We start from the raw sequence: 20921 nt of genomic DNA, 5'->3' as shown, positions 1-20921 counted from the left end.
ATCAGGATGAAACTGCTGATTGTTGAAGACGATGAGCTGTTGCAGCAAGGGCTGGCGCTGGCATTGGCCAACGAAGGTTATGCCTGCGACTGCGCCGCTACGGCGGCGCAAGCCAATGCGCTGCTCATTACCAGCCAATACAGCATGATCATCCTCGATCTCGGTCTGCCCGACCAGGACGGCGCCAGCCTGCTGCGACAGTGGCGCCGTCAGCAAGTCGACTTGCCGGTGCTAATCCTCACCGCCCGAGATGCACTGGAAGACCGTGTCGACGGGCTGGACGCCGGTGCTGACGATTACCTGGTGAAGCCCTTCGCGCTGGTTGAGCTGCAGGCGCGGGTTCGCGCCTTAATCCGCCGCTATCAGGGCCACAGCGACAACCTCATGCAACTCGACGATCTCCAGCTCAATCTTTCCAGCCAGCAGGTTTACGTTCAACAGCAGCCGGTTGAAGTCACGCCAAAAGAGTTCGCCATCCTGTCTCGCCTGATGATGCGCGCCGGGCAAACGGTCAATCGTGAACTGCTGCAACAGGACCTTTACACCTGGCAGGATGATTTAGGCTCCAATACGCTGGAAGTGCATATCCATAACCTGCGCCGCAAATTGGGCAAGGATCGCATCCGCACCGTCCGCGGTATCGGTTATCGCCTGGAATCCTCATCATGATCAGCATGCGCCGTCGTCTGTTGTTGATGCTGGCGCTGATCCTCCTGGTCACCCAGCTTATCAGCGCCTTTTGGTTGTGGCATGAAAGCCAGGAACAAATCAGCTTCCTGGTGGATGAAACGCTGTCGGCCAAGATTCGTACCGAGCGCGTAGACACCGAAATCGCCGAAGCGATAGCTTCGCTGCTCGCCCCTTCTCTGATCATGATGATCGTCACGTTGCTCGCCTCATTCTGGGCCATTAGCTGGATTATCCGCCCGCTCAACCAGCTGCAACAACGGTTGGAGAAACGTTCCGCCGATAACCTGACCCCACTGCCCCTTAACAGTGACAGCCTGGAAATGAAAGCGGTCACCACCGCACTCAATCAACTTTTCTCACGCCTGGACAACACCATCCAGCAGGAGCGGCTGTTCACCGCCGATGCGGCGCATGAGCTACGCACGCCGTTAGCGGGGATCCGTCTGCATCTGGAACTCATGGAAAAACAGGGTATTGAGCAAAGCAAACCGCTGATTAACCGTATTGACCAACTGATGCATACCGTCGAACAGCTGCTGATGCTGTCGCGCGCCGGGCAGGATTTTGCCAGCGGGCACTATCAACGTTTTGACTGGGTGAAAGATGTGATCCAGCCACTGAGGGAAGAGCTTGAAGAGTTGGCCGCTCAACGCGAACAAAAGTTGTTATGGCGACTCCCTGCGGAGGCGCAAATCCATGGCGATCCGGTGCTGCTGCGTCTCTTGCTGCGCAACCTGGTGGAGAATGCGCACCGCTACAGCCCCGAAGGCAGCCTCATTCAGGTTAAGCTTATACCGCAGGACCGCGGCCACCTGTTGCAGGTGATCGATGAAGGCCCGGGCGTTAAAGACAAGATGGCGAGCGAGCTCACTCAGGCGTTCCGCCGTATGGACCAGCGTTATGGCGGCAGTGGGCTAGGTCTGAACATCGTAACCCGTATCGTGCAGTTGCATCAGGGGCATCTGACGCTGGAAAATCGGCAGGATGCCAGTGGGCTGAATGCCCAATGCTGGCTGCCTGAAAACGTGCTGGACAGATAACGTCAATAAAAAAGGGCCCAGTTTTGTGAACTGAGCCCTTCTCTTCGCAAGATTATTTCTGGTAAACGATCTCGACGCCTTCGTCGTCATCTTCGTCCCAGTCGTCATCCCAATCGTCATCCGCTTCGGCTTCCACTTCCGCGAGCTGTTCACGGTGGTAATCGTCCCACATGAACTCGACTTTCTCAGGTGCGCTTTCTTCGATCGCCATAGCTTTCGGTTGGGTGTTGATAAAGTTCATCACGTCCCAGCACAGCGCATTGACACCTTCGCGGTTGGCGGCGGAGATCATGTAGTACTTACCTTCCCAACCCATGCCCTCTGCGATCGCCTTGGCGCGTTCGGCCGCTTCTTCCGCACCTACCAGGTCAACTTTGTTGAACACCAGCCAGCGTGGCTTCTGCGCCAGGTTTTCGCTGTATTGGTTCAGCTCGTTGATGATGATTTTGGCATTTTCTATCGGATTGGATTCGTCGATCGGGGCAATATCCACCAGGTGCAACAGCACGCGGCAACGCTCCAGATGCTTCAGGAAACGGATACCCAGGCCGGCACCGTCGGATGCACCTTCAATCAGCCCCGGAATATCGGCTACCACAAAGCTCTGCTCGTGATCCATACGCACCACGCCCAGGCTTGGCACCAGAGTGGTAAACGGATAGTCGGCAACCTTTGGCTTGGCGGCGGAAACCGCGCGGATAAAGGTCGACTTGCCGGCATTAGGCAGGCCGAGCATGCCGACATCGGCCAGCAGCAGCAGCTCCAGCAAGATATCGCGGGCTTCACCGGCAGTACCCAGCGTCTTCTGACGCGGTGCACGGTTAACCGAGGATTTGAAACGGGTGTTGCCCAAACCGTGCCAACCGCCTTTAGCGACCATCAGTTGTTGGCCGTGGCGGGTCATGTCACCGAGGATCTCGCCGGTGCCCTGATCCTGCACACGAGTACCGACCGGCACCTTGACGGTAATGTCTTTGCCACGCTTACCGGTACAATCACGGCTCTGACCGTTCTGGCCGCGTTCGGCACGGAAAGATTTCTCAAAGCGGTAGTCGATCAACGTATTGAGGTTTTCGTCCGCCAGCAGATAGACGTCACCGCCGTCACCGCCGTCGCCGCCATCCGGCCCACCGTTCGGGATATACTTTTCGCGGCGGAAGCTGACACAACCATTACCACCGTCACCTGCAACGACCAAAATCGCTGCTTCATCTACAAACTTCATTTACCGTCTCCGTAAATCATTCACCGGGCTGCTTTAAAGGAGCAACCAGGTTGGTTTCTGCCCGTCGCGGCCACCACCGGTGACCAATTGCGGAAAACATGGCGCCCGCTACCACCACGAAAGCACCGATATAGCCGACGGCATTCAATGCCGGGGCGGCGAATACGTGTGGCCAGGCCAGCGCCAATAAATCTGAAAACAGCAGGGTAAACAGCGGCGTCAGCGTGATTAACGCACTCACCTGCGCCGCCTGCCAGCGCGCCATGGCTTCCGCCAGTGCGCCGTAGCCAATCAATGTGTTGGCGCCACAAAACAGCAAGCAGGCCAATTGCCAACCACTGAGCTGGGAAATCAGCTCTGGCCGGGCCAGAGGGAACAGCGCCACTGCACATAAAGTGTACAACATTACCAGGATCTGCGGCGAGGCCAATCGACGCAGCAATACTTTCTGCGCAACGCCATAAGTCACCCAAACCATCGCCGCACAGACGCCCAACAGCACCCCAAGGGTGTAATCCGTCAGGCGGGTGAAGATCTCAATCAGGCTGACATTGAAAAACAGCATCAGCCCACAGATCAACATTAGCGCGCCAATCACTTGGGTGATACGCATGCGTTCTTTTAAAATCAATACGCTGGCGAACATCATACCCACCGGCGACAGCTGGCCGATCACCTGCGATGCCGTCGGGCTGAGATACTGTAGCGAAGAACTGAAGAAGATAAAGTTCCCCAACAGGCCCGCAGTGGCGACAGCCAGTATTAACAGCCAGCGCGGCTGACGGAACATTTTTACCGGGGGCAACCTGCCGCGTATCGCCAGAATGGTTCCCAGGCCGAGTGCAGCAAGGGTAAATCGATACCAAACGATGGTAAACGGATCCATCACTACCAGCACTTCTTTCATCGCAATCGGCAACGCACCCCAGCAAATCGCCGTAGTCACCGCCAGAGAAATGCCAATTCCGACCTGCTGTTTCGTTTCCATCTTACCTTTGCCAACGCTGACGGACCGGTACATAAGCAGCCCATAAATGTAAAAAGCCCCGCAACGAGTTGCGGGGCTTACATCTATTTAGTAAGGCTCGGAAAATTATTCAGCTTCGATGCTGATGAATTTACGATTGCTCGGGCCTTTAACTTCGAACTTGACTTTACCGTCTTTCAAAGCAAACAGAGTGTGGTCTTTGCCGCAACCCACGTTGGTACCAGCGTGGAATTTGGTGCCGCGCTGACGAACGATGATGCTGCCTGCCAGTACTGCTTCGCCGCCAAAGCGTTTTACGCCCAGACGTTTAGCTTCTGAATCGCGACCGTTACGAGTCGAGCCGCCAGCCTTTTTGTGTGCCATTAATCCGCTCTCCTAACTTAAGCGCTGATGCCGGTGATTTTAACGTCAGTGAACCACTGACGGTGGCCCTGCTGCTTACGGTGGTGCTTACGACGACGAAACTTAACAATCTTAATTTTCTCGCCACGACCGTGAGCAACTACTTCAGCTTTGATCTTACCGCCATCGACGAAAGGAACGCCGATTTTGATATCTTCGCCATTAGCGATCATCAGAATCTGGTCAAACTCAACCGCTTCACCAGTTGCGATGTCCAGCTTTTCCAAGCGAACGGTCTGACCTTCGCTTACTCGGTGTTGTTTACCACCACTTTGGAAAACCGCGTACATATAAAACTCCGCTTTCCGCGTGCCCAACTGTTTAGTACAGAGCGCGCTATAAATATTCACAATAGGGCGCGAATTCTACGCAATAATCCCGCATATGACAAGAGCAGAATAAGACCAGAAGCAGAAAAAAGAAGAAAAAAAGCACAGTTTCTTTCATGGCGTTTATCTGAGCCGTTTTTCAAGTACAATCAGGAGGACAGTTACCGCCATGTACCGATGTGAGCAGCGATCTCAACGCGGTGAAGAGAAACACAGCTGAAAAAAATACAATGAACCTAGAGCAAATTACCGAGTTAACCGCGCAAGATATGGCGGCCGTGAACGCAACAATTCTCGAACAGCTGAATTCCGATGTCACACTCATCAATCAGCTTGGCTATTACATTATCAGCGGTGGCGGTAAACGCATCCGCCCGATGATCGCCGTTCTGGCGGCGCGGGCATTGCATTATCAGGGTGATAAGCACATTACCGTTGCCGCACTGATCGAATTCATTCATACCGCGACTCTGCTGCATGATGACGTGGTGGATGAATCCGACATGCGGCGCGGCAAGGCTACCGCCAATGCCGCGTTCGGCAATGCTGCCAGCGTGCTGGTGGGCGACTTCATTTATACCCGCGCTTTCCAGATGATGACCAGCCTGGAATCACTCCGCGTGCTGGCGCTGATGTCCGAAGCGGTCAACGTCATTGCTGAAGGTGAAGTGCTGCAGTTAATGAACGTGAACGATCCGGACATCACTGAAGAAAGCTATATGCGGGTAATCTACAGCAAAACCGCTCGTCTGTTTGAAGCGGCGGCGCAGTCGTCGGCGATCCTTTCAGAGGCCAGCGAAGCAGAAGAAAAAGCGCTGCAGGATTACGGCCGCTATCTCGGCACCGCTTTCCAGTTGATCGACGATCTGCTCGATTACAGCGCCGACGGCAGCACCCTGGGTAAAAATACCGGTGACGATCTGAACGAAGGGAAACCCACACTGCCCTTGCTGCACGCCATGCGTAACGGCAACAGCGCGCAAACGGCCATGATCCGTGAGGCCATTGAGCAAGGCAGCGGCCGTCATCTGTTGGAACCGGTTTTACAGGCCATGCAACAGTGCGGTTCGCTTGAATATACCCGCCAACGTGCCGAAGAAGAGGCCGATAAGGCAATTGACGCGCTGCAGGTTCTGCCTGAATCGCCTCATCGCTCCGCGCTGGAAGGATTAGCACACCTTGCGGTTCAGCGAGATTTTTGAGAAACAAAAGACCTTCAGCAGTTTCTACAGACCCGCGGCGCGGGTCTGTTTTCATTTCCCCTCTGTAATACGCGCCAGCAGGCTGCCTATGCCTTCACGCATCAGGAACGCCAATACTTTGTCACGCTCGGTTTCCGTCAGGTGATAGTAATATTCAATCCATACCGCCAACGGATCCTTTCGCTCAATGTCATAAATAGCCGGATCTTCTTTCATCATCAGTAAGTTGCGCGTACCTGACGGTAAGCTGTCAATATGATATTCCAGCGCCTTTCCCTGCACGCCTTTACGTCGGCGGCTGATCCAGCCATCACGACGCGCCATCAAATTTATTCCCTGTGGTGAAGAGGGTAATCCTGCAATGCCTGTAAGTTCCTTGGCGGCAAACCACTCTTTTTTCATAGCCATGATCTCTGAGGAAAATGTGCAAAGATATTTTTTTAGAAATTAATGAGATATTTTTTTTGGAAATTTAGTGGTATTCTAATTTCCGTATAAGCGTTTCATGTTGTTCAAACGATTAATCTTGACCTGTTAGTTATACCACTAACAGAACTTTCGCTAATCAAAAAAGGGAATGCAAACATGAATTCAAGGAACAAGGACTGGCATCCGGCGGATATCATTGCAGCTTTACGTAAGAAGGGAACGACATTGGCGGCGGTATCCCGCAAAGCGGGGCTTAGTTCATCAACGCTGGCAAACGCGCTATCGCGGCCCTGGCCAAAAGGGGAATGGCTGATTGCCGAAGCGCTGGACATCCATCCTGCAGAGATCTGGCCAAGCCGCTATTTCGATCCGCACACCAACGACCTGCTGAATCGAAAAGCCCGTATCAGGTCATGATTCGGGCATAAAAAAACCGCCGGTGCGATGTCCGGCGGTTTGTGCATACTCATGCGTTCTGGGTTGATCAGTTATTGATAAACTTTTCGCCCAGCTCGATATCTTTATGCAGAACATCCAGCATCTCTTCCAACGCTTTCTGCTCGAACGCGCTCAGAGTACCGATGTCTTTACGTTCTTCTACGCCGTTTTTGCCCAGCAGCAGCGGTTGTGCGAAGAAGCGGGCATATTTGCCGTCACCTTCCACATAAGCGCATTCCACCACGCCTTTTTCACCTTGCAGCGCACGAACCAGAGACAGACCGAAACGCGCCGCCGCCTGACCCATTGACAGAGTTGCGGACCCGCCGCCGGCTTTGGCTTCAACCACTTCAGTACCCGCATTCTGGATACGCTTGGTCAGATCCGCCACTTCCTGGTCGGTAAAGCTCACGCCCGGGATCTGTGACAACAGTGGCAGAATGGTCACGCCAGAATGCCCGCCGATAACCGGCACGTTCAACTCTTCCGGCTGTTTGCCTTTCAGCTCAGCCACGAAGGTGTTGGAACGGATGATATCCAGCGAGGTCACGCCAAACAGTTTGTTTTTGTCATAAACACCGGCTTTCTTCAGCACTTCTGCCGCGATTGCCACGGTGGTGTTTACTGGGTTGGTGATAATGCCGATGCAAGCTTTCGGGCAGGTTGTTGCCACTTGCTGGATCAGATTACGCACGATGCCTGCGTTGACATTGAACAGATCTGAACGATCCATACCAGGTTTACGCGCAACGCCAGCAGAAATCAGCACTACGTCGGCACCATGCAGAGCTGGAGTAGCATCTTCGCCGCTGAAGCCTTTGATTTTAACTGCGGTAGGGATGTGGCTTAAGTCGACGGCAACGCCTGGGGTAACGGGGGCAATGTCGTAGAGAGAGAGTTCAGAACCTGAAGGAAGCTGGGTTTTGAGTAGAAGGGCGAGGGCCTGGCCGATACCGCCAGCAGCACCGAGAACTGCAACTTTCATCCTATACTCCTTTATTATCTTAAATATATAAAGCACCGTGAATATGTTGGTTACGGACCTTAAATTATTACACCTTTAAAAACAATCTCTTAACAGTCTGTTTGGGAGCTGGCGCAATAAAACAGCCGATGTCGCGCTCATTTTAAATTAAATGGCTTACACATTAAGGGCATAGCGCACATTAATCAAAAATAGTGCGAGGTTATTCACAAGCAAGTTAACCGGCGGTTACATTACACCCTTACACAACATCAGAACAACATCATTTTAATAACATTTTCTTTACCGCCACAGGCCGCTTTTTCGGTCGCTGAAAGGGCATATTCATGGGGTACGGATTTTGTTAAAATCCCGCCCTTTCCTCATTGTCCGGGCAGCATTGTTGTCTTCGGACGTCCTTTTATTGCATAAAAATTCATTTATATGCATAATAATCACTTCTATTGTCAACATTCCACGGTGCAAAATGCGTAATCCCGCAAAGCAGGAAGATCTGATCAAGGCGTTTAAAGCGTTATTGAAAGAAGAAAAATTCAGTTCTCAAGGCGAGATCGTTTTGGCGCTGCAAGAAGAAGGCTTCGAAAACATCAACCAATCCAAAGTATCGCGCATGCTGACCAAGTTTGGCGCGGTGCGTACCCGCAATGCCAAAATGGAAATGGTGTATTGCCTTCCGGCCGAACTCGGCGTGCCGACCACCACCAGCCCACTGAAGAATTTGGTGCTGGATGTCGATCATAACGATGCCGTAGTGGTCATTCATACCAGCCCCGGCGCCGCACAGCTGATCGCCCGCCTGCTGGATTCCCTGGGTAAATCCGAGGGCATACTCGGCACCATCGCCGGTGACGACACCATTTTCGTTACCCCGGCCAGCAGCTTTACCGCTCGCCAACTGTACGAAGCCATCCTGTCGCTGTTCGAACAAGAGTTATGATGCTCAACGCTAACAAAATGCGGCTGACGGTCGCGTTTTGTTAGCGCTTCTTTAACCCTGTCTTTACCTTTCCCTCACGCCCTACCACGTTTAAAACCCGATTTCCGCCTTGTTGCGACACATTCCAATGACATTTATACAAAGCCAGCGATAGCTGCTGCACGCTTCCGCACGTTTGGTCAAAGACACTTACCTTATTGAAATTACATAAATTTAACATCAAAAGATCGTTTTATGAGCGATTTTTATTCCATATGGTTATTAAAAATAAGAGGCGCCATAATAAAGTTTCACTAGAAACTGTTAGCCAGCTATTAATTTTTAGAGTTACTAGATGTATACTCATTTCCGTGACGTAAATCACAGTTCATTGGAACTGATAAAAGAATACGATAAGGTGAGATCATGAAAATTAAAGCTACAGTTGCAACACTAAGCCTCCTATCTGTGCTTTCCTTTGGTGCATTTGCAGCACAATCCGTTGATGCAGATCAGGCAGCAAAACTGCAGTCCGCAGGCACCATTACCGTCAGCGGCATTGCCGGCACCCCTTCAGACATCCGTCAGGCGCTGTCTGAAAAAGCCGATGCCCGTGGTGCGACCGCTTACCGTGTGATCGAAGCACGTAACGAAGGCAACTACCACGCTACGGCTGAAATCTATAAATAAGACCCGGCATTACCCGGCAACGGGCAATAAATCTCTGGAAACCAGCATTACCGATAACAGCTTTCAAGAATAATAAACGCTGTAAAGCCCTTCCTGGCTGTTATCGCAACAGGACCCACGACCATGAACATGAAAATTACCCTCGCTGCAATTAGCCTGATGTCTGCCCTTTCGTTCGGCGCTTCAGCCGCTACGCTGATCACCAACGATCAGGCCGGCGATCTTCAGTCTGTCGGCACCATCACCGCCAATGGCGTCGCCGGTGCACCTTCGGATATTCGTCAGGCGCTGTCCGACAAAGCCGATAAACAAGGCGCTAAAGCGTACCGAGTGATCGAAGCCTACGAAAACGGCAACTGGCACGCGACTGCCGAAATCTACAAATAACAATTCAGAGAGCGCGGTTGCCGAACTGATTACCCTCGTCACTGCCACTGCCGAGTTCTGTGGTAACCACTGATTCTCTGAAGAAATCTCGTCGTCCTATCCGACGAACCCCGTTGCCCTCGCTCGCGAGGGCTTTTTTATAGGCGAAAAAAAGGGCCGCAAACGGCCCTTTCTCGAATCAACCCTGTCGATCAGTAGGTGACTTTCGGCTCTGGCTTGTTGGCCAGTGCTTCCAGCAGCCGATCGTGGATCCCGCCGAACCCACCGTTGCTCATCACCAGGATATGGTCACCCGGCTGGGCGGTTCTCACAATCATATCCACCAACGTACCGAGATCGGCACTCCAGTGGGCCGGCTGCACGCAGGCTTCGGCCACTTCCGCCACCTGCCAGGGGATATGGTGCGGCTGGAACAGGAATACCTCATCGGCACGGCCAAGCGATGGCGCCAAATCGTTCTTGCTGATGCCCATTTTCATGGTATTGGAACGCGGCTCAAGCACCGCCAGAATACGGGCGGTGCCGCCCACTTTGCCGCGCAGAGCGGCCAGGGTCGCCAGGATCGCCGTTGGGTGATGCGCAAAATCGTCATACACCGTGACGCCATTGGCTTCACCGCGCAATTCCAGGCGGCGACGGGCATTGATGAAATCGCCGAGCACGACGCAGGCGTCCGCAGGCTGCACGCCAACGTGACGTGCGGCAGCAATGGCCATCAGGCCATTATGCATATTGTGTTCGCCCACCAGCGCCCATTTCACCTCACCCGCCTTTTCGCCATTGAGGAACACTTCATAGTGGCTGGCGTCCGGCGTCAGCTTGTGCGCCCGCCATGCGCCCTCTTCCCCGACCAACTCCTGCTCGCTCCAGCAGCCCATCGCCATCACCTGTTTCAGGTGACTGTCGTTATCAGGCAAAATGATCTTGCCCTTGCCCGGCACCAGACGCACCAAGTGGTGGAACTGCTTCTGGATCGCTTTCAGATCGTCGAAGATATCGGCGTGATCAAACTCCAGATTGTTCATGATCAGCGTACGCGGGCTGTAATGAACAAACTTGGAGCGCTTGTCGAAGAACGCACAGTCGTACTCATCGGCCTCGATCACAAAGAACGGGCTGCCACCCAAGCGTGCGGAAACGTCGAAGTTCCCCGGCACGCCACCGATGACAAAGCCGGGCTGATAACCGCAGGCTTCCAGGATCCAGGTTGCCATGCCGGCGGTGGTAGTCTTGCCGTGGGTCCCGGCAACCGCTAACACCCAGCGATCGCGCAGTACATAGTCATGCAGCCATTGCGGGCCGGAAACATAAGGGATACCTTGCTCCAGCACCGCCTCCACGCACGGGTTACCGCGTGTCATGGCGTTGCCGATGATCACCAGATCCGGCACGGGATCCAACTGAGCCGGATCGTAACCCTGGATCAGGTCGATCCCCTCTTTCTCCAACAGCGTGCTCATCGGCGGATAGACATTAGCGTCAGAGCCGGTCACCTCATGTCCCAACGAACGAGCCAGTACCGCCAGCCCGCCCATAAAGGTGCCACAGATCCCAAGAATGTGAATGCGCATAGTTTTCTCAATTGAGTACGTCGAATGTTACCTTATTCTACCGCTCAGAATCGTCCAGAAGAAATGGATTTGCCTATGAATAGCGCTCATCTTTGGGCTACACTGCTCGCGAATACGTTGGCGGTTTGTTAACAAACCGCTACCCATCCGTAGATTCAGGGATTGTGTCATGAAAACGTTAGGCGAATTTATCGTCGAGAAACAGCACGACTTCTCTCACGCCACCGGCGAGCTGACTGCGTTACTTTCTGCAATTAAACTGGGCGCCAAAATCATCCACCGCGACATCAACAAAGCGGGTCTGGTTGATATCCTCGGCACCAGCGGCATTTCCAACGTACAGGGTGAAGTCCAGATGAAACTGGACCTGTTCGCCAACGAAAAGCTGAAAGCTGCGTTGAAAGCACGCGGTGAAGTTGCGGGTATCGCTTCTGAAGAAGAAGATGAAATCGTGATTTTCGATGGCGAGCGGGCTGAAAATGGCAAGTATGTGGTGTTGATGGATCCGTTGGACGGTTCGTCCAACATTGATGTCAACGTCTCGGTCGGTACTATTTTCTCTATCTATCGTCGCATCACCCCGGTCGGCACTCCCGTGACCGAAGAAGATTTCCTGCAGCCAGGCAGTGCCCAGGTTGCAGCCGGCTACGTGGTTTATGGTTCATCCACCATGCTGGTGTACACCACCGGTTATGGCGTGCATGCCTTTACTTACGATCCGTCTCTGGGCGTGTTCTGCCTCTCCCATGAGAAAGTGCGTTACCCTGCCACCGGCAACATGTATTCCATCAACGAAGGCAACTACATCAAGTTCCCTCGCGGCGTGAAGAAATACATCAAGTATTGCCAGGAGCAGGACGAAGCGACACAACGCCCTTACACCTCACGCTACATTGGTTCACTGGTTGCCGACTTCCACCGCAACCTGCTGAAAGGCGGCATCTACATTTATCCAAGCACCGCCAGCCACCCGCAAGGCAAGCTGCGCCTGCTGTATGAATGCAACCCGATGGCGTTCCTGGCGGAACAGGCCGGCGGTAAAGCCAGCGACGGTAAAAACCGTATTCTGGACATTACCCCGGTGAAACTGCACCAGCGTGCACCGTTCTTCGTGGGCACCAAATCCATGGTTGAAGACGCCGAGCGCTTTATCGCCGAAAACCCGGACGAGTAAAGCCTCTCTTCAGGGGGCGGCATACCGCCCCCTGTCACTCCATCATAATTTGAACGCTGCCATGCTCTGCGCCAGCAATTGAGCCTGCTCTTCCAGCGAACGCGTCGCCGCCGCAGACTCTTCGACCAACGCAGCGTTTTGTTGCGCGACCTGATCCATCTGGGCCACCGCCAGATTCACCTGCTCAATACCGCTGCTTTGTTCCCGGGTAGCCGCCGAAATTTCCCGCATCAGCGCCGTCACGCGGCCTACTTCGCCGGTAATGCCGTTCATGGTTTTCGCCGCAGACTCCGCCATTTGCTCACCTTCCTGCACCCGATTCTGCGACGCTTCGATCAACCCTTTGATCTCTTTCGCCGACTGCGCACTGCGCTGTGCCAGGCTGCGCACCTCACCGGCCACTACCGCGAAACCGCGCCCCTGTTCACCGGCGCGTGCCGCTTCAACCGCCGCATTCAGCGCCAGAATATTGGTCTGGAAGGCAATGCCATCCATCACGCTGATGATATCGGCGATGCGCCGCGAGCTGTCGGTAATCGCCTGCATCTTGTCCATCACCTGGCTGACCACCTCGCTGCCTTGGTTGGCGATATCGGATACGCTCAGCGCCAGCTGGTTAGCCTGCTCGCAATTCTCGGCGTTCATTTTCACCGTCGAGGTCAGTTGTTCCATGCTGGCCGCCGTTTCTTCCAGCGAGGCTGCGGACTCTTCGGTACGCTGCGCCAGATGCAAGTTACCGGCAGCCAGCTCACGTGAGCCGGTATCAATCTGGCTGCTGGCATCGCGCACCTTGCTGACCGAGCCGACCAACGCCTGTTGCATTCGTTGCATGGCGCGCACCAGACGGCCCATCTCGGTGTCTCCTTCACCGGTAATTCGGTGCGTCAGGTCACCGCTGGCAATATATTCCAGTTGGTCGATAGATTCATCGAGGGGACGCAGGATAATCACCCGCAGGGCAAACCAGGCCAGTACCGCCAACAGTATGCTGAGCAAGCCGGCAATCACGATCAGGGTGATTTTGGTGCTGGCATTATTTTCCGCCTCATCCACCCGCTGCTGCCCCACCTTCATGGCAAAGCTGCGGAAATCGCTGAGGTCTTTTTCGAAGGCGATACTCAGGGCCGAAATCCGGGTTTCCTGAATCTCGTAATAGTCATCGACCTTGCCGGCCTTGATGGCGTCAGCCATCGGCCTGACCCCCTGTTCCAGATAAGCCCGGTAGCTGTTTTGCAAACGGGTAGACAGTTCACGCCCGCGTTCTGTGACGGTGCCGACGCCGACGAAGCTCCCCATTTCGTGCTTCGACTGCTCGATGTAATCATAGATACGGCCTACCGTAGCGTCGGAGACCTCAATCTGGCCGATTTCCCGCTGACGCACCGCCAGCGAAGCGGCAGTTCTGGCGCGCAGTGTCAGGTTGGAACTGCTGGCCAGCGATCCCAGTTCCTCCCCCAGGATCTGGTTCAGTGTGTGTAGCGAGCGCGACCCTTCATTAATCGCGTTGACGCCAATCATGCTGACCATAATCAGCAACAGCGTCGTCAGGCTCAGCAGGGCAATCAGCCCGGCCTTCACCGTAATCTTTTTTAGCATGAGTTCTTCCCGGCTTCAGAAATAGTGAGATCAAACGTAGGGGGAGGTAAAACGCAGAGCCAGACTTCGCCGACTCATTATTATTTGATGAAGTTATCGGCAACCGCGGGAAAAACTTAACCTTGTTGGAGGATTAATCTGGAAATGCGGTGGATGGCGCCCCACAGGGGAGCCGGTGATGAAAAGGGCAGGAAATCGCAAAAGAGTCCGCTATAATAGCCGCCACTCCATTTCTGGTTTGATTAAAGGAAACCGACATGAGCTTGAATCTGGTCCCAGCTGGCAAAGACCTGCCGGAAGACATCTACGTTGTTATCGAAATCCCGGCTAACGCCGATCCGATCAAATATGAAATCGACAAGGACACCGGCGCGCTGTTCGTTGACCGTTTCATGTCCACCGCGATGTTCTATCCGTGCAACTACGGTTACATCAACCACACCCTGTCTCTGGACGGTGACCCGGTTGACGTACTGGTACCGACCCCGTATCCGCTGCAGCCGGGTTCTGTGATCCGCTGCCGTCCGGTAGGCGTGCTGAAGATGTCCGACGAAGCCGGTGAAGATGCGAAACTGGTTGCCGTTCCGCACAGCAAGCTGACCAAAGAGTACGATCACATCAAAGATGTGAACGACCTGCCAGAACTGCTGCGTGCCCAGATCGCCCATTTCTTCGAGCATTATAAAGATCTGGAAAAAGGCAAATGGGTGAAAGTGGAAGGCTGGGCAGACGCTGCCGCTGCCAAAGCTGAAATCGTTGCCTCTTTCGAACGCGCTGCCAAGAAGTAATTCTTGCCGCCGTCCGATGAAAAAACACCGCTCAATGAGCGGTGTTTTTTTTATTACTTTTCGTCGAGACGCTTCAACCAGTCGCCGCTGTTAATCCGCGGGTAACCGTCCACACTGTGTTTATACAGGTAGATCCACGCACTCCCATAAGGCGTCTGAATCAGCTCGCGCTTATAGTCCTTGGTGTTGCTTTTCAGTTCGTCCAGCTCTGCCAGAATCGATGAGTTAATACGGTACACCTCACAATGCACCGTGCCCTCTCCAGGGATCGCCGCCGGGTAATGGCCCAGATTATAAATCTGATAGCCTTCGAGCTCATGCTCGCCGAGCCATTGGGCGTTGGTCATCCAATGGCTGTTTCCCTGTTTGCGTCGTAAACTGCCGTAGACAATTATTCGCATCGCTAAAACTCAAACTGATAGAGCAAATCTAATGCCTGGTCGATACCAGACACCGCTTCAAGATACAACTTAGGCATCAGGCGGTAACGCAACGTCAGCGTGGCCAGCGAGTCGAAAATGCCCACCCCATATTTTACTTGTAAGCCAGGGAGAACATAGCCGCTCACGACAACCTGAGAGCTGTCGCCAACCCCCTGAGTGTCCAGGGCCAAATTACTTACGCCAAACGCCTCGCCGATTTTACCCACAAGTTGACCACTTTGTGCAACCCCCATCCCAATTAACATTGAGGTCATTGCGTTGCCGTCGGCGCCGGAACTGCCCAAACCTTGCCCACGCAGCAGATAAGACAAGGCTTCCTGCTGCGATTTAGTCGGGTCTGAGAACACTTCCAGCTTCGGTGCATCCGCCAGCCCGGTGACGCGAACCCCGGCGGTAACGCCGTCTTCGGTCGAGTCTGGATTACGGATCGCCTCGATGTTGAGCAACGGCTGATCCGGCGGCCCAGAGAAGAGCAACTGGCCTTTGCGGACAATCAGATCCTGACCATAAGCATGGAAGCGACCGGAAGGGATGTCAATCTGGCCATTCAGGCCCAGGCCGTTCTTGTCCTGCACCACTTTCAAATCGCCCTTCAGTTTGGCTTTCAGGCCAAAGGCATCCAGGCGTACATCGTTGCCGACGTGGATCATCAGATTACTGTTGATGGGGATGCTGGCGGTTTTCGGCTGTATGGGTTTCAGTTGATCATCCAGCATCACTTCGTCGGAAGAGACGCCTACCGCACTTTCCGGCAGCTCCTGCACCGTTATGCGCGCCCACGGAATATTGACTGAGCCGTTGAGCGAGAACAACTGCGGCGTCGCCTCGAAGACCAGATCAGGCGAAACGTCGATGCGGATCATCGGCGGCACCGTCACCCGCAGCTTATCGCCCTTGGCGGCGATACGGGCGCGCCAGGCGTTGATATCGCGCCAGTCGGCGTCACCGGACAGGTTCAGTTGCCCACGGGTCGTGCCGATCAGCCCCTCCAGCGTCGAAGTCATGCCATCGAAGTTAACCACCAAGCGGCCGTCAGTCATGTCAAACGGCATCCAGTGACCATCGATATCCACCTTATCCAGCGCCAACCGGCCATACACCAGCGGTTTCTGCGCGCTGCCGCCCAAACGCAGGTTGGCGTTCAACATGCCCGCCGCTTTTTCCCCATCCATCAGCGCCGGATTGATCATCGCCAGCGAGATATTGGTGATATTGACATTACCGCTGATATTGCGGCGCACCTGCGGGTCGGTGACCTGGATGTTACCGTTAAACTGGCCATTATTGTGCAGCTTGATCAACCAGTCCGCCTGAGCGCGGCCGTTGGTCAGCCCGGCGTTGAGATTCAGCGTATCGAAAGCGATCGGCAGCGCATTACCCTGCACCTGCTGCACCACTTTCACCCCGTTGCCCACCAGCGAGACTTTCGCATCAGGCAACGCGCCACCCGGTTTCCAGCTAACATCCGCCCGGCCGGAGAACACACCGCTCAGGGCCGTTTCCGGCCCCAGGAAAGGTTTCACCATCGCCAGATCAAAGCGGTTCAGCACTACGCTGGCCTGGCCGCTCTGGCCGGCCTCAATGGTTTTCGGCACGCACAGTTCGGCGTTCGGGTTCTGCCAGCAGTGCGGCCCGATACTGATTTTCTGTGCGGTATTCAGGTAGTCCAGCGTAATGGCGCGCGTTAACCGCCATTCGCCCACCGGGGTATCGAAACGGGTATTGTTCAGGTTGCCGCGCCAGCGCTGCTGCTGGCGATCGAAACTGCCCTGCAGCGCCAGTTGGCCGGATACCGGCTTGCCGTTGATCTTCAGTTGCAGCTGATGCTGTTTTTCGCTGCCTTTGGCATCCAGCGTCAGCAGGCTGATCTCCAGAGCATCCTGCTTCAGTTGTTCAACCCGAACCGCCAGTTGCCCCTGAATCTGATCGCTGGAGCGCACGTCGCCGTCAATTTTAACCCGATTGATGCGCAGCGCCTGCCACTGCAGACCGGAAGCGGTCAGATCGGCCAGCAACTGAGGCGCCTGCAGGTTGCCACGCAGTTTAAGCAGGCCTTTCGCCGTACCGCCCAGCCCCGGCAGCGCGCCGTCCAGGCGCGGCGCGTCGATGTTCGCATCCAGATTCCAACTTTTCTCGTCCAGTTGGCCTTTGACGTTCAGTTGGTTACGCCCCAGCGTCAGATCGATACCGGGGATTTTCCACTGCCCGGCAGCGTTGCCGCTGAGCGAGCCGCGCGCGGTGACCTTATTTTGCTTCACGTTGCCGTCGAGCTGCAGCACCGGCACCTGCAATTGCCAGCTGCCGCCATGCAGGCTGCCGCGAGTGGTGATCTTCCCATCCAGCTTCGCCGGCCATTCCGGCCACTGTTTGGCGGTATTAATACCGCTTAACATCAATTGTGAATTCCAGCTGATGGCCTTGCTCCAGTCCACCAACGCGGTCAAATCGGCATTACCCTGCAAGGCGGCCAGCCGCAAGCGATCCAGTTTGAACTGTTCGACGTTGCCTTTGCCATCCAGCGTCAGCACCGCCGGCGGCAGATCCTGGCCTTTGATGTTGGCGCGCGTCGACAGCGCATAGTCGGTCGCCTTGCCGTTGAAGCGCAGGCGGAAATCGTTGATTTGGTATTGCGCCTCGCCGCTCAGCGGCCATTTCAGCTGTTTGCTTTGCAGCGTCAGTGCCAGCGGCAAACCGGCCTCAGCCAATTGAGTTTGCATATCCAACTGCGCGCCGACCGGCCCGGACAGATTGAGCGCCACTTTCAGCTCGTCACGCAACCCGCCGCCGAGGTTCAGTTTGACCTTCTCGCCCTTCAGCGGCTCAATATTCAGCGTGCCGTTCGCCACCATCTCCATCGGCCAGTTGCCGGCCAGCGTCGCCTGCCCCTGGGCGGACAGCGTGCCCTGCGGCGATTTCACATCAAAGTTGTCCAGCTGGATATGCTGGTCTTTAGTGCTGGCCTGCAGCAGCAGGCTGGTGATCAACACCTCGGTGTCGCCAGTCAGCCGCAGCTGTTCACCGCTGATTTCCTTGACGGCGATATCCAGCGGCAGACGGATGTCCGGCAGATCCGGCAACAGCGGTTTGGCGAACAGTTCTTTCAGCGTGTCGCCCAGTGGCTTCTCTTCCGGCTGTGGCGCAGGCTTGGCAGCCTCATCGACTTTTTCACCGACCTTTTTCGCCACCTCGACAACCGGTTGCACGGCTTCCGGCAATGGGTTTTGCGGCGTTTTCGGCAGAGCGATCAGCAGCGAGCTGATTTTAGTCGGCAACAGGGTCAGTGCGCGCTCTTGCCACTGTGCACCGGTGCGGAACTCGCCCAGTGAAATCGCCGTGTCGTCGACGCTGACCTTGACGTTGTTCAGCGCCAGCATGCGCAAGGTGATCGGGTACGGCGTGCTCAGATTCGTGGTCGGCTCGCCGGTCTCTTCCACCGGCGCCGACGGCGTCATCTCTTTGGTTTTCACCACCACGTCCACGTCCTGCGCAGTCAGGGCGTTAACGCACAGCGAACTGCGTTTAAAACACGACAAATCCAGCGAAAGATGGAACTGCCCGGCATTTACCGTCACGCCCGGCATCTGGTATTTCACGCCCTTTAGCGTCAAATCGCGCCAACCGCCGCTGACGCCGGCAATATCCAGCCCCGGAACCCAACGCGCAGCGCCGTTGATAACCGTATGCAGGCCGCTGGTGGTGCCGAGCAAATAAGCCAACCCGCCGATCAGCAGCAGCAAAACGATCAGGAATCCCAGACAAATCTTTTTAATCAGGCTCATAATTCAGGCCCCAAACCAATATAGAACTGCACCCCGTGGGTGTCTTTATCCCCAACCGGAGCGGCGATATCCAGCTTCACCGGGCCTACCGGCGACTGCCAGCGCACGCCGAAACCGGCGCCGGTCTTGACGTTGCTTTGCTTGATATCGTTCACCGCTTCGCCGGAATCCACGAACAACGCGCCCCACCATTTGCCGGTCACGTTGTATTGGTATTCCAGCGAGCCGGTCAGCATTTTGGAGGCGCCGGTCAGCTTGCCGTCATCGTCACGGGGTGAAATGCCTTTGTATTTGTAGCCGCGAATGCTGCGATCTCCACCGGCGAAAAAACGCAGATCCGGCGGCACTTTTTCAAAGTTATTGGTTTCGATCCAGCCAACCTGCCCACGTGCGACAAAACGGTGTTTATCGGCCAAGGTGCGGATCCAGACGTTCTGCGCCTGTATCAGCGCAAAGTCGACGCCGGAACCCCAGGTGGTATCGGACACGTCGAGAGAATAACGCTGGCTGTCGCCCCAGGTCGGCATCAGACCGCCGCGCGAGCGGGTACGGTTAACGCTGACGCCGGGATACAGCAGCATGGTGGTGTCGGTGACGGTACCCTGGGTAAAGTGGTCCAGACGCCAGGTCAGGTTCAGCGCTCGTTGCCAGCCGCTGGAGAGATCCCAATTGCGGGAAACCACCGCTTTTGACGTAACGGACTTGGTATCGTTGAGATCGACGTTCTTGAAGCCGCCCTGCAGCAGGTAATACTGCTCCAACGGGTTCTTCAGCAGTGGGATTTTATAGGTCAGATCCAGCTGCTGTTCCGGTGCGGAAATGCTGGCGCTGGTTTCCAGGCTATGCCCGCGATCGTTAAGCCACGGTTTTTTCCAGGTACCTTTTACCCGGGGGCCGACATCGGTGGAATAACCAACCCCGGTTTCGATGGTATTGCGGGTGCGCGGCGTAACCAGCGCATCTAACGGCAAAATCTTGTTCTCTTTGGAATCCTGGAAATCAGGGGACACCACCACCGAGTTAAACCAGTTGGTCGCGGACAAACGACGGTTCAGCTCGGCCAACTCTTCCGAGCTGTAATAATCCCCCTGATGAAAGGGCACCAGATTTTGCAGGTAGTCTTCGCGGATTTGCGAACCTTGGAACTTCACCTTGCCGAAGCGGTAGCGCTGCCCGCTGTTGAAGTCGATGTCCCAATAAGCCTTATGCAGATCCTCTGCCACGCCCAGTTGACTCTTGGTCATATCGGCATCGAAATAGCCTTTGCGCAACGCCATGCCGGTCAGAGAACTTTTGAAGCCGTCGTATTTGCCGTGATTAAGGATCTCGCCTATCGTCGGCCGGCCCTTTTTGACCAATTGCAGATAGTCTTCGTCGGTTTTCGCGCCGCCTTCCAACTGGATATTGGCACCGGCAATCCGCACCGGCTCGCCCGGGTTCACCTTGGCATGCAGCACGGGGCGCGCCAGCCCAGGGCGGTCATCCAGCGTAAAATCGATGGTGGGCTGATAATAACCCAGCGCACGCAGCCCCTGGCGGACGGCTTCATCCACGCGTGCGCGGAACCGCCCATCGGTGCCGACTTCTTCCGGCGTAATGGAAGACAGCCGTACCCGGACGTTTTTCTCCAATTCCCCGCTGAGTCCTTCAACCTGCAGCCGCACATTCGCCGAAAACGCCGCGGGCGTCGCGAGCAGCGCACAAAAAAAGCACAGGGCACGGTATCGTGGCACGCGTTCTCCTTAATTTATTTTACGTTCCTGTTATAACATCGCTCTCTGGTGCCAGGGCAGACTCCGCGCTATCAGGACGGCAGCCCTCTTCAGCGTTATTCCAGACGCTGCGTGTT

At 55.0% G+C, this 20921-nt stretch carries 20 protein-coding genes; 9 read left to right on the top strand and 11 right to left on the bottom strand.

Annotated elements, in window-relative coordinates; translation table 11 throughout:
- Positions 1–6: 6 nt before the first annotated feature.
- Together pmrA and pmrB are read left to right on the top strand one after the other, a co-directional pair.
- Positions 7–669, top strand: a complete 663-nt coding sequence (pmrA, locus tag SERAS12_RS02160) for a two-component system response regulator PmrA (RefSeq protein WP_004952828.1) — start codon at positions 7–9, stop codon at positions 667–669.
- Positions 666–1730, top strand: coding sequence for a two-component system sensor histidine kinase PmrB (pmrB, locus tag SERAS12_RS02155; RefSeq protein ID WP_013811271.1), 1065 nt, complete (start codon positions 666–668; stop codon positions 1728–1730). The genes pmrA and pmrB overlap by 4 nt, the downstream gene beginning before the upstream one ends.
- 52 nt (positions 1731–1782) lie before the next feature.
- Here pmrB and cgtA read toward each other — a convergent pair whose 3' ends face one another.
- From cgtA to rplU, 4 genes are all read right to left on the bottom strand, one after another.
- Positions 1783–2955 (bottom strand): Obg family GTPase CgtA, encoded by a 1173-nt coding sequence (cgtA, locus tag SERAS12_RS02150; RefSeq protein WP_013811270.1) that lies wholly within the window; start codon positions 2953–2955, stop codon positions 1783–1785.
- A gap of 16 nt (positions 2956–2971) precedes the next feature.
- Positions 2972–3943 carry a DMT family transporter gene (locus SERAS12_RS02145; RefSeq protein WP_041416530.1) on the bottom strand — a complete coding sequence of 324 codons (972 nt, stop codon included), beginning with the start codon at positions 3941–3943 and terminating at the stop codon, positions 2972–2974.
- Positions 3944–4048: 105 nt separating this feature from the next.
- The gene (gene rpmA, locus SERAS12_RS02140) at positions 4049–4306 is read right to left on the bottom strand and encodes a 50S ribosomal protein L27 (RefSeq protein WP_004933559.1); all 258 of its coding nucleotides are present in this window, start codon (positions 4304–4306) and stop codon (positions 4049–4051) included.
- Positions 4307–4323: 17 nt separating this feature from the next.
- Positions 4324–4635 carry a 50S ribosomal protein L21 gene (rplU, locus tag SERAS12_RS02135; protein ID WP_004933561.1) on the bottom strand — a complete coding sequence of 104 codons (312 nt, stop codon included), beginning with the start codon at positions 4633–4635 and terminating at the stop codon, positions 4324–4326.
- 269 nt (positions 4636–4904) lie between these two features.
- Here rplU and ispB point away from each other — a divergent pair, with 269 nt between their 5' ends.
- On the top strand, positions 4905–5876 hold the full coding sequence (ispB, locus tag SERAS12_RS02130; protein ID WP_013811268.1) for an octaprenyl diphosphate synthase: 972 nt from the start codon (positions 4905–4907) through the stop codon (positions 5874–5876).
- Positions 5877–5927: 51 nt separating this feature from the next.
- Here the strand turns inward: ispB and SERAS12_RS02125 are convergent, their stop codons facing one another.
- Entirely contained in the window at positions 5928–6278 is a 351-nt protein-coding gene (locus SERAS12_RS02125) for a DNA-binding protein (protein ID WP_013811267.1), read from the bottom strand.
- A 183-nt stretch (positions 6279–6461) separates the two neighbouring features.
- Between SERAS12_RS02125 and SERAS12_RS02120 the strand changes: the two genes are divergently transcribed.
- Positions 6462–6722: a helix-turn-helix transcriptional regulator gene (locus SERAS12_RS02120; RefSeq protein WP_004952809.1), complete on the top strand. Its 261-nt coding sequence runs from the start codon at positions 6462–6464 to the stop codon at positions 6720–6722.
- Positions 6723–6789: 67 nt separating this feature from the next.
- Here SERAS12_RS02120 and mdh read toward each other — a convergent pair whose 3' ends face one another.
- On the bottom strand, positions 6790–7728 hold the full coding sequence (mdh, locus tag SERAS12_RS02115) for a malate dehydrogenase (RefSeq protein ID WP_013811266.1): 939 nt from the start codon (positions 7726–7728) through the stop codon (positions 6790–6792).
- 466 nt (positions 7729–8194) lie between these two features.
- On the opposite strand from mdh, the gene argR reads away from it, so the two are divergent.
- From argR to yhcN (SERAS12_RS02100), 3 genes are all read left to right on the top strand, one after another.
- A complete protein-coding gene (gene argR / locus SERAS12_RS02110) occupies positions 8195–8665 on the top strand; it encodes a transcriptional regulator ArgR (protein WP_004952803.1) in 471 nt (156 codons plus the stop codon).
- A gap of 405 nt (positions 8666–9070) precedes the next feature.
- Positions 9071–9334 carry a peroxide/acid stress response protein YhcN gene (yhcN, locus tag SERAS12_RS02105; protein WP_006323257.1) on the top strand — a complete coding sequence of 88 codons (264 nt, stop codon included), beginning with the start codon at positions 9071–9073 and terminating at the stop codon, positions 9332–9334.
- 123 nt (positions 9335–9457) lie between these two features.
- Positions 9458–9721, top strand: a complete 264-nt coding sequence (gene yhcN / locus SERAS12_RS02100; protein WP_013811265.1) for a peroxide/acid stress response protein YhcN — start codon at positions 9458–9460, stop codon at positions 9719–9721.
- Between the two features lie 191 nt (positions 9722–9912).
- Here yhcN (SERAS12_RS02100) and mpl read toward each other — a convergent pair whose 3' ends face one another.
- On the bottom strand, positions 9913–11292 hold the full coding sequence (gene mpl / locus SERAS12_RS02095; RefSeq protein ID WP_013811264.1) for a UDP-N-acetylmuramate:L-alanyl-gamma-D-glutamyl-meso-diaminopimelate ligase: 1380 nt from the start codon (positions 11290–11292) through the stop codon (positions 9913–9915).
- A 169-nt stretch (positions 11293–11461) separates the two neighbouring features.
- Between mpl and fbp the strand changes: the two genes are divergently transcribed.
- Positions 11462–12466 (top strand): class 1 fructose-bisphosphatase, encoded by a 1005-nt coding sequence (gene fbp / locus SERAS12_RS02090; RefSeq protein WP_004952791.1) that lies wholly within the window; start codon positions 11462–11464, stop codon positions 12464–12466.
- 42 nt (positions 12467–12508) lie between these two features.
- On the opposite strand, the gene SERAS12_RS02085 is transcribed toward fbp, so the two are convergent.
- Positions 12509–14062, bottom strand: a complete 1554-nt coding sequence (locus SERAS12_RS02085) for a methyl-accepting chemotaxis protein (protein ID WP_013811263.1) — start codon at positions 14060–14062, stop codon at positions 12509–12511.
- 257 nt (positions 14063–14319) lie between these two features.
- Here SERAS12_RS02085 and ppa point away from each other — a divergent pair, with 257 nt between their 5' ends.
- Positions 14320–14850, top strand: a complete 531-nt coding sequence (gene ppa / locus SERAS12_RS02080; protein ID WP_004952787.1) for an inorganic diphosphatase — start codon at positions 14320–14322, stop codon at positions 14848–14850.
- A gap of 53 nt (positions 14851–14903) precedes the next feature.
- Here ppa and SERAS12_RS02075 read toward each other — a convergent pair whose 3' ends face one another.
- From SERAS12_RS02075 to SERAS12_RS02065, 3 genes are read right to left on the bottom strand one after another with little or no spacing between them, the layout of a single operon-like run.
- The gene (locus tag SERAS12_RS02075; RefSeq protein ID WP_006317485.1) at positions 14904–15251 is read right to left on the bottom strand and encodes a gamma-glutamylcyclotransferase; all 348 of its coding nucleotides are present in this window, start codon (positions 15249–15251) and stop codon (positions 14904–14906) included.
- A 2-nt stretch (positions 15252–15253) separates the two neighbouring features.
- Positions 15254–19072, bottom strand: a complete 3819-nt coding sequence (locus SERAS12_RS02070) for a translocation/assembly module TamB domain-containing protein (protein WP_013811262.1) — start codon at positions 19070–19072, stop codon at positions 15254–15256.
- On the bottom strand, positions 19069–20805 hold the full coding sequence (locus tag SERAS12_RS02065) for an autotransporter assembly complex family protein (protein WP_013811261.1): 1737 nt from the start codon (positions 20803–20805) through the stop codon (positions 19069–19071). Before SERAS12_RS02065 ends, SERAS12_RS02070 begins: the two co-directional genes overlap by 4 nt.
- Positions 20806–20921: the final 116 nt, after the last annotated feature.

The sequence above is a fragment of the Serratia sp. AS12 genome (assembly GCF_000214195.1).
Taxonomy (GTDB): domain Bacteria; phylum Pseudomonadota; class Gammaproteobacteria; order Enterobacterales; family Enterobacteriaceae; genus Serratia; species Serratia plymuthica.
This window is presented reverse-complemented; position numbering and strand designations above follow the sequence as displayed.

What these genes read in the sequence shown, in the direction of transcription:
- pmrA (WP_004952828.1), top strand. Translation starts at nt 7, where the DNA reads ATGAAACTGCTGATTGTTGAAGACGATGAGCTGTTGCAGCAAGGGCTG.
- pmrB (WP_013811271.1), top strand. Translation starts at nt 666, where the DNA reads ATGATCAGCATGCGCCGTCGTCTGTTGTTGATGCTGGCGCTGATCCTC.
- cgtA (WP_013811270.1), bottom strand. Translation starts at nt 2,955, where the DNA reads ATGAAGTTTGTAGATGAAGCAGCGATTTTGGTCGTTGCAGGTGACGGT.
- SERAS12_RS02145 (WP_041416530.1), bottom strand. Translation starts at nt 3,943, where the DNA reads ATGGAAACGAAACAGCAGGTCGGAATTGGCATTTCTCTGGCGGTGACT.
- rpmA (WP_004933559.1), bottom strand. Translation starts at nt 4,306, where the DNA reads ATGGCACACAAAAAGGCTGGCGGCTCGACTCGTAACGGTCGCGATTCA.
- rplU (WP_004933561.1), bottom strand. Translation starts at nt 4,635, where the DNA reads ATGTACGCGGTTTTCCAAAGTGGTGGTAAACAACACCGAGTAAGCGAA.
- ispB (WP_013811268.1), top strand. Translation starts at nt 4,905, where the DNA reads ATGAACCTAGAGCAAATTACCGAGTTAACCGCGCAAGATATGGCGGCC.
- SERAS12_RS02125 (WP_013811267.1), bottom strand. Translation starts at nt 6,278, where the DNA reads ATGAAAAAAGAGTGGTTTGCCGCCAAGGAACTTACAGGCATTGCAGGA.
- SERAS12_RS02120 (WP_004952809.1), top strand. Translation starts at nt 6,462, where the DNA reads ATGAATTCAAGGAACAAGGACTGGCATCCGGCGGATATCATTGCAGCT.
- mdh (WP_013811266.1), bottom strand. Translation starts at nt 7,728, where the DNA reads ATGAAAGTTGCAGTTCTCGGTGCTGCTGGCGGTATCGGCCAGGCCCTC.
- argR (WP_004952803.1), top strand. Translation starts at nt 8,195, where the DNA reads ATGCGTAATCCCGCAAAGCAGGAAGATCTGATCAAGGCGTTTAAAGCG.
- yhcN (WP_006323257.1), top strand. Translation starts at nt 9,071, where the DNA reads ATGAAAATTAAAGCTACAGTTGCAACACTAAGCCTCCTATCTGTGCTT.
- yhcN (WP_013811265.1), top strand. Translation starts at nt 9,458, where the DNA reads ATGAACATGAAAATTACCCTCGCTGCAATTAGCCTGATGTCTGCCCTT.
- mpl (WP_013811264.1), bottom strand. Translation starts at nt 11,292, where the DNA reads ATGCGCATTCACATTCTTGGGATCTGTGGCACCTTTATGGGCGGGCTG.
- fbp (WP_004952791.1), top strand. Translation starts at nt 11,462, where the DNA reads ATGAAAACGTTAGGCGAATTTATCGTCGAGAAACAGCACGACTTCTCT.
- SERAS12_RS02085 (WP_013811263.1), bottom strand. Translation starts at nt 14,062, where the DNA reads ATGCTAAAAAAGATTACGGTGAAGGCCGGGCTGATTGCCCTGCTGAGC.
- ppa (WP_004952787.1), top strand. Translation starts at nt 14,320, where the DNA reads ATGAGCTTGAATCTGGTCCCAGCTGGCAAAGACCTGCCGGAAGACATC.
- SERAS12_RS02075 (WP_006317485.1), bottom strand. Translation starts at nt 15,251, where the DNA reads ATGCGAATAATTGTCTACGGCAGTTTACGACGCAAACAGGGAAACAGC.
- SERAS12_RS02070 (WP_013811262.1), bottom strand. Translation starts at nt 19,072, where the DNA reads ATGAGCCTGATTAAAAAGATTTGTCTGGGATTCCTGATCGTTTTGCTG.